This window comes from Parabacteroides sp. AM08-6, assembly GCF_003473295.1.
Classification (GTDB): domain Bacteria; phylum Bacteroidota; class Bacteroidia; order Bacteroidales; family Tannerellaceae; genus Parabacteroides.
The window spans coordinates 1-3,104 of record NZ_QRMP01000051.1; the positions used below are offsets into that span (position 1 = coordinate 1).

Annotated in this window: 4 protein-coding genes; 3 read left to right on the forward strand and 1 reads right to left on the reverse strand. The window is 43.8% G+C overall.

Annotated features, from left to right (window positions below; translation table 11 throughout):
• Positions 1-551, forward strand: a 551-nt coding sequence (locus tag DW103_RS17410; protein WP_233545729.1) for a hypothetical protein, incomplete at its 5' end; no start/stop codon positions are given.
• A 198-nt stretch (positions 552-749) separates the two neighbouring features.
• A complete protein-coding gene (locus tag DW103_RS18080; protein ID WP_147381244.1) occupies positions 750-1,043 on the forward strand; it encodes a hypothetical protein in 294 nt (97 codons plus the stop codon).
• A gap of 192 nt (positions 1,044-1,235) precedes the next feature.
• Here the strand turns inward: DW103_RS18080 and DW103_RS17420 are convergent, their stop codons facing one another.
• Positions 1,236-1,691 (reverse strand): hypothetical protein, encoded by a 456-nt coding sequence (locus DW103_RS17420; protein ID WP_122278487.1) that lies wholly within the window; start codon positions 1,689-1,691, stop codon positions 1,236-1,238.
• Between the two features lie 41 nt (positions 1,692-1,732).
• Between DW103_RS17420 and DW103_RS17425 the strand changes: the two genes are divergently transcribed.
• The coding region (locus DW103_RS17425; RefSeq protein ID WP_199653050.1) for a hypothetical protein at positions 1,733-3,104 on the forward strand (1,372 nt) is incomplete at its 3' end.

Here is a 3,104-nt window from a genome sequence, read left to right on the forward strand (position 1 = left end):
GGGGTTTTAACAGGTATTCTAACAATATTAATCTTTCAATTTATACGAAAATGGCAAAATATATCTTAGGCGTAAAGCTGGTAAAACACGGTGAACCCGCCGCCGATGGCGGCATGTCGGACGCTTTGTCCAAACAGTTGCTGCCCTACAAGGAATCAGTCGAATTCCAGGACGAGGACGGAGAGGTCGTTAAACATTTCCTGCAAGGGGCACGCTATCCGTTCCTGACAATCTACAGTGCAGCCGGCACTACTTTCAAGTTCGCCGTCCCGATGGACAACGAGAACCTGAAAGAATGGATGGGCGGTGAGATTGTCAGCGGACAGTGGAAAGCCCCGCGCGGAAACTACCAGACAACCCGCAGCCTGGAGCTGATGACGGAATTTGACATTCCAATCCAAATACCGGCAGCGACCTGTTACGGGGTCCGTAAGTTCGCCAACAAGACGACCGATATCTCCCTGATTGAAATCAGTGCTATCATAGAACTTCCCGCAAAGGCGGATGAAGCCCCCATGACAATCGGTGTAAAAGAAGCTGGAGAAGGATAACGACGTATGGAGCAGTTGACAGAACAACAAGCCGTTGAAGCGGAACTGAAAACCGTCGACACCCTGCTGGACCGGGGGATACAGGTACCTGTACCTGCCCCCTGGCTGCTTCGGATGCTGGGGAAAAAGGTGGTCACACTGACGGTTCGTCGACCGGACAGCGAAACGCTTTGGAAGATATCCGGATTATATCTCCGGATGAAGCAACACGCAACGACCCTGGAACCTGAGACATTGGACGAAGCGCACCTGATGATAAGCGAGTGCATGGTACCGGCCAGCCGGATAGTCGCATACGGCATCCTGCCGTATTGTACTCCGCTGGGCCTTCGCAACAGACTGCTGGCACGTTACTTGCGTCGCCGCCTGGATACCCAGCAGATGATGGAGCTTTGGACAATGGTTTCCAGCCTTTCGGGGGCACACGATTTTTCCAACTATATCAGGTCGATGTCGGGAATGAGGATAACGAAACCGAAGATACCGACCTGAGCCAGGATGAAAAGGGAGTTAAGAGCGGGCACATTGAAGGCTCTCATAGCCCTTTCGGCCTACTATACCAGATAGCAAAGGATACGTGTTGGAGCTTGGAGTATATACGGCAGATACCGTATGCCACGCCCGTCATGATGTTATCGGATGCTCCCAGGTATATAAGCAAAAAAGAAGACAAACCGATTAGGATTACTTCGAAGGAGCAGCTGTTTGCGGTCTTTGGGAAGAAGGGATAACAAGTTCATTGTTAACATCAAGGATTACAAAACCGAGATGTCGTTTGTTATCTTTACTTCCATACCATTCAACAACTTGAATCATGTAAATATCTTTATCTGGTATTAGGACAAATTCAGCTTCACTGTGTTTGTCTTTTATATTCAAAACTGGTTTACTGTCATAGGCTTTAGAAAGGAATACTACTAATTGTTTAAAAGAGACATCTGCAACATTATCGTAGTGATATCCTATACGGTTATATGTCGTGAAATGTTCTTTGTCTTCCAAAACTGTATCAATTCTACTTGGACTACCTACATGCTTACGCAATGCCGGTTCAAGTTGACTTAACGACTGGATATGTTCGACCCGGCTACAAGACAGTAATAACATTATGATTCCAAGTAACGGCAATATTTTTTTCATACAAATGAAGTCTTAATTCACAAATGTAATAACAATTTCGGATGGAACCTATAAAACTTGAATTTATTGTAAAAGGCGATATAGAAAAAGAGCTGGCAAGGGTTCAACTTGCCATAAAAGGAGTAGGCGATGAAAGCTATACGTCCTTTAAGCGCCTGTTAGGTGGTAGCAACGAGGCTTTTAACGGGCTTAGCCAAGCAGCCAAAGTTCAAGCCGTAAGTCTGCAAAAGGTTATTCAGCAACTTCGACAGAATGAAGTTGCTCAAGAAGCCCTTTTTAATAAATTCAAACAAGGGAAAATATCCAGTGAAGACTATGCAACGGCACAGTCTCGCTTATCAGTTCAACAAGCCGAACTTAAACGACAGGCTTCTGATCTTAACCGGGTTATGGAGCGGGAAATACAGTTGAACCGAACTGTTTCAGGGTCATTACAGGAAAAAAAGATGATTTTGCAACGTCTTCGTGAAGAATATGCCCAACTGAACAAGGAAGAACGTGAAAACGAAAAGATTGGAGGACAATTATTGAACCGTATCCGGGAACTGGACCGGGAGTTGAAAAATATTAGCGGCGGATTAAAAGAGACAAAAGCAGAATCATTAAACCTGACAGATGCACTGGAACAAATACCGGGGCCGATTGGTAGTGGTGTATCCCAGTTTCGTCAATTGATTTCAACCGGAAAGGCCTTTATGTCTTCTGGCATCGGAATCTTTATTAGCGGACTTACAATCTTGTTTTATGGACTGAAAACAGCTATAGAGGGTAGCGAGGAAGGAACAGTAAAACTTTCTGCTAAAATGGAATTTATGAAGAGTATCTGGGACTCTCATAAAAAAATGCTTACACAATTGTCCGCATCTGTTTATAATCTTTTCCGGGGAGATACGAATGCTGCAAAATTAAATTTGGCAACTTGGTACAAACTAAAAATGGGGCAAACAGAATATGCGGAAGCTGCTGAAAAAGCCACAATTAAACAAAATGACATTAATAAGTTGATAGAGCGGAATAACGGTTTGATTCTTGCCAATTCTTCCGCCATCGCACAATATCGCACCCAGTTGATGGATGTGAATAAAACCTTTGAAGAACGGAAAAAGATTGGACAAGAGGTCTTGAAATTGGAAAAGGAAAATGCCAATCTTAAATTAGCTCCATTAGCTGAAAGTTACAATAATTTCAAAAATGAAGCAAAATATGGTTTTCAATCAGCAAAATGGCAATTCCCTGAACAAATCAAGCTTGCCGAAAAGTATTTTGAAACCCTAACAAAGGGTGGAGAGCTTACAATAACTCAACAGCAACAATTAATCAATGCCATCCATGACATTACAAATGGTTTGGACAGCGCTTGGAATAGCGAACAGAAAGCCAAGTTCCGCTCCTATTTTACCGATGCCCTGACCG

What these genes read in the sequence shown, in the direction of transcription:
- DW103_RS17420 (WP_122278487.1), bottom strand. Translation starts at nt 1,691, where the DNA reads ATGAAAAAAATATTGCCGTTACTTGGAATCATAATGTTATTACTGTCT.
- DW103_RS18080 (WP_147381244.1), top strand. Translation starts at nt 750, where the DNA reads ATGAAGCAACACGCAACGACCCTGGAACCTGAGACATTGGACGAAGCG.